We start from the raw sequence: 4,359 nt of genomic DNA, 5'->3' as shown, positions 1-4,359 counted from the left end.
AGGCGGCGGGACTCGTCGTTTCTACCCATGGAGGCCAGCGTCAATCTGCCAATTCGGCAGTAGCGGCCTAAGAAGTGGGAAGCCTCGCCGCTTGCGGCGGGGAGCAGTCACACCAGTTGACTGTGAATTAATCGGCACACCCTCTGATGAAAGATAAGCGCGTGTAGTTTGGCGGTGATGCTGCAGTAGGAATCTGGTGTTACAGGTGTAAAGACCTGACACCGTCTTAGATCTGACAGGGATAGAACGTGCTTACAGACAACGATAACACCACTGATCAATCAATTGATGAACACAGTGAACACTCCTTTCAAGGTAACGAGCGTTTATACACACTACGTCAACTGAAGCGGTTGCATCGACGGATGCTCGTTGAGCACTATGCCTCCAGCTTCCGCTTCTTGGGTGTGTTCTATCCGCTCATCGTGGGGACTCAACTCAGCTTCTTATCTCTTTTCCTCTGGTACATCGAGACCGACCTCCCACACGACCTGTTCGATCCGTTCTCATGGTTTGGACTCTGCCTCATGGTATCCATTGCCTGGCCGTTCATTCTATTGCCTGTCAATCGTGGCCCGCGACCCTCGGTTCAAGAGGCCGAGTTGATTTTGATAGTCAGAACGATCCGCAAGCTGGGCCACCTCTCTGAGGAGGAAGCAGGAGCGCGGCTCGCCGCACACAAACGACTTATCCAAGATCAGATACTGCGCCAGCGTCAACAGAGTTTGCCTAAGCGTGTGATAGGTCGCATTTATAACAGGCTCTAAGACAAACGTTTACACTGGATCCACCTTTGCCGCACTGTCCATTCGTGCGGCTTTCTTCATTTAGTGAGGCCCTTCCAGTGCCTGGCACTGCATGTAGGCCGATCACTAGCTTGTCCAAGGACTGCCTGGTAACCGTAAATTCAACCAGCCCCCGGCAGTTGCGTGGAACCACCATGCAAGAGTGTCTTCAGGATCCTCGCGAGGATCCACTTCATGCACCGAATCAGACGCTCTCTGTATCGCTCGCTACGGGCTTTCAGGCACATCCCTAATACCCTAGTCGCCCAAACGGTCCTCCTTGCAGTGCAGCGCGTCCTATGAGGCAATTAGGTTTGTTGGTCTGTGGTGAATCAGAGAAAAGCATTGATTAGGAAGGAAAAATTGAGCGAAGTCATTTTCTACTATTAGCTCTGTCATTATTCATTAGATCTTGATCTTTAGATCTTCTTTGGATCAAAGATCAACGATCAATGATAAAGATAGAGCTTAAACGGCTTTGATATATAAGGCTTTTTTTCTCTGTTTTACTCCATGATAATCGAAAATTACTCCATAATAATCGCAAACTACTCCATAATAATCAGAATCTACTCCATAATAATCGCAAACTACTCCATAATATCGCTGTGTTTACTCCATAATAATCACCTAAAAACGGTTATAAATCCGTCACTTACACAGGATATACAGGAGTATGAACAGCTTAATAACATGTTTTGCACAGGGGGATGGTGCGTGGATAGTTTAAGAAGCCGGGTTCTTCGATTTGTCGCACAAGTTGAGGTGCAGGTTATGGGACTGCCGCTGACAGAGGCAGTGGTTGACGCATTGGTGCCACGGGTTGACCCTCTCAAAATCGAGCCGATCCTCAGTTATCTCGCCCGAACCGGTGGCTCGGGGGAAGCTGACATTGAGCAGGCTTTTTCTATTTTGGGACCAGCGCTCAACCAAAATTCCTGGTTGGTGGAGTCTGGGTCGCCAACCACCAATGTGGTTCCTGCTGCCCCCGCCTGTCCTGCGGAGACATTACCACTTCAGGTTGAATCCAAGAGCGAAATAGTTCAGGAAGGTTTTGCTTTTGACGGACCTAAAAATAAATCTCTTCCTGAGCAACTGGATAACCACGTACCTTTAATTATCGCAGCTGGGCTTTTTCGAACCCTGCCAAATGCTGTTATCAATAATCCTTTCGCGCGACCGCAACTCGATCCTAGAAAGATATATGATGTACCAGATGGGATGATCACTGGCTACGCGCACATGAAAATGACAGGCTTTGTCATGGATACCTCCTTCGACATTCGCTCGTATTTCTGTCTAGTTAGCATCTTGGGCCGGATGACGCATTCACAATATGAGCGAGCTGCTACCACTCATGCTAAAACCATTGAGCCCAAGGACTTTTATAAACCTCTCTTGGATGTGTTGCCAGAAGAGGAAGTTGATTCTTATATTAAGAATCATATGAGTGATGAGCGTATTGTAGAGACCTTTCGTCGCTTTAGGAATATTGCACTAACGTTCTATGAGTTTTACGAAGATGCAAACCGTGAGGGCAATAATGGCCATGCTCGCAAAGGCGGGATTTTGATTACTGGTCTAGTCGATTCAATCAAGTTAGAAAACGATGGCCTTATACATATTAAACCGTCACTAGAGTTGCGTAACCTCTATCGCGCCACCGAACGATTGTTGCCTATGAATCGCTCAAACCTACTGGTTCTCCAGCACTCACTCGGTTCCCTGTTGTCCTTCTGGATCGCAGCCCAAGCCACAGGCCAGTTTAACAAAGACACAGGTTGGGTAAAAGTCGGTAAGCGGTTCAGCGCAAAGGAGATTTTGTCAGGTATACACCCCCTTAAACCTGGTGTTTCCTATAGGACAAATCAGTACCAAATGCTACAGGCCGCATTCATTGAATTGTTGGAACTCAATGTAATTGAAATTGAAATCCATTGCCGTGGTCAGCGGGTTGAGCTAAACCAATCTAACGCTAATCTATGTATCATAAGTGGCGTAAAGACCAACATATTGATCACTCGCCACAGGCTGAGCTTCAAGGTGCCAGGTAAAGAATTGGGTGGGCATAGAAAAGGTGATCATGCCTTAACCCATTTCAAATCTATTACCTCTGACGATGTTGATTCGGTGTCCTTAGAAGACATCCATAGTAAAGTTAAAGTTCTACTGAAAGGTATCAAGCGCCCCCGAGGTAAAGCCATCGACAATAGAACAGCAGATAAGACGGCTTACTACATTAAGCATTATGCTGAAACCATGACATTTATAGCCAAGCTATTGCTTAGGGTGAAAGATGATCAAAAACTTAAAACCAAAGCAAGCAGTAGTTTACGTGTAATTGTCCGTGAATCGAGACAAACCTATTACGATACATTTAAATCAATTCTCTCGCCAGAGGTCTTTGAAGCACTTGATGAACTATTTAAGGATGCGTGGTTTGGCGCACAGATACTTACCGGAAATCGTCTCGCTGATTTGATAAAGGATCTTCCTAAGAACTCTCAAATAAAGAATTATGATGCTTGGAAAATAACGTTCAAAGATCAACTGGAGTTAATATTTAAGATTATCAAGGGTGATGGCGGTAATGACATGCTTAATGCTATCCGCGCTGATATATTGAAAAGCCGTCTCGTTCTCCCGCTGAACGCGACCGGTCAATCACAGAAGGTCAACGCTATCTTCAAGGCGATACCGACCAAAAAGACCTTCTTTGAAAAGTAGAGCGTTCTAGTACCAGAGCGGGTTGGCGTCAACCGTAGAGTTTGTGCGCCACCTCTCAAAGAAGGTGTAATTCTTTCATAAACGCTTAAAGAACACCCTTTATGTGTTTAGGATGTTTCTACTAACTGCCACCCTACCAGGACACCTCTGCCTGCTATGAAGCTGAGCAGTTGGTGTCCTTGGACAACATCAAAGCCACCCAGTCCTTGTGCCTGGCCGTCTCGTGTGGCCATGAACCACCATCGAGCAGGAAGCGATCATGAGCATCATCATCCAATCCTCTAACAACCAAAGCGAAAGCGACCTTCCTATGTTCAGTTGGGATTCGATAGGCGGGTGTGTCATGCCTGGCTACCTGGACTTCTACCCGAAGCAGAAGGAGTTGATCTTATACGCCGGAGCTGACCCGGATAGTAACCGTACCGACCATAGTATCAAGCTAGGGGTTCACGTTCGTTTCAAGGTTCCGGCTACCACCACCCGTAGTAGTCTTTACGGCCTGGTGATGGATCAGCAGTTCCAGCAGCTGCTCGAAGAGGTGCGTGCCGGTTATGGGCAACGGTTAAAACAGTGCAGGAAGATGGAGGACTATCTGGACACAGCGCTTGAGCGGGTTGAATTTTGGACGCCCGAGGTGATGCGACGCCGGTTCCGGCTTAATGATCTTCTTCAAGCGGGCAGCATTGCTACATATTGCCAGTGGATGAAAGAGGATGCTGAGGATGTAGATGCAAGGCTCTTTAGCAGATGCCCCGTAAACCCTCGCCCAATCGGGCGGGGATATAAGGGGCGGTAACTCAATGTTTTCTATTGAGTGGTAATATTTTTACTGTATATAATTACAGTA

The 4,359-nt window shown here is 47.0% G+C and carries 3 protein-coding genes; all 3 read left to right on the top strand.

Going from position 1 to position 4,359, the window contains the following annotated elements; genetic code table 11:
* Positions 1-248 precede the first annotated feature (248 nt).
* The 3 genes from PG883_RS22660 (at position 249) to PG883_RS22650 (ending at position 4,308) form a co-directional block, all read left to right on the top strand.
* Positions 249-767: a hypothetical protein gene (locus PG883_RS22660; protein ID WP_147273900.1), complete on the top strand. Its 519-nt coding sequence runs from the start codon at positions 249-251 to the stop codon at positions 765-767.
* 792 nt (positions 768-1,559) lie between these two features.
* Positions 1,560-3,512 carry a hypothetical protein gene (locus PG883_RS22655; RefSeq protein ID WP_147273899.1) on the top strand — a complete coding sequence of 651 codons (1,953 nt, stop codon included), beginning with the start codon at positions 1,560-1,562 and terminating at the stop codon, positions 3,510-3,512.
* A 259-nt stretch (positions 3,513-3,771) separates the two neighbouring features.
* Complete coding sequence (locus tag PG883_RS22650; protein ID WP_270808304.1) at positions 3,772-4,308, top strand: hypothetical protein; 537 nt, start codon at positions 3,772-3,774, stop codon at positions 4,306-4,308.
* The last annotated feature ends 51 nt before the right edge of the window (positions 4,309-4,359 follow it).

The sequence above is a fragment of the Aeromonas sp. QDB25 genome, from assembly GCF_027707725.1.
Classification (GTDB): domain Bacteria; phylum Pseudomonadota; class Gammaproteobacteria; order Enterobacterales; family Aeromonadaceae; genus Aeromonas; species Aeromonas caviae.
Note: the sequence above shows the minus strand (reverse complement) of the source record. Positions and strands in the feature narration are given on the sequence as shown.

Bases quoted from the DNA above. Each gene is read 5' to 3' on its own strand.
- PG883_RS22650 (WP_270808304.1), top strand. From the start codon at position 3,772: ATGAGCATCATCATCCAATCCTCTAACAACCAAAGCGAAAGCGACCTT.
- PG883_RS22655 (WP_147273899.1), top strand. From the start codon at position 1,560: ATGGGACTGCCGCTGACAGAGGCAGTGGTTGACGCATTGGTGCCACGG.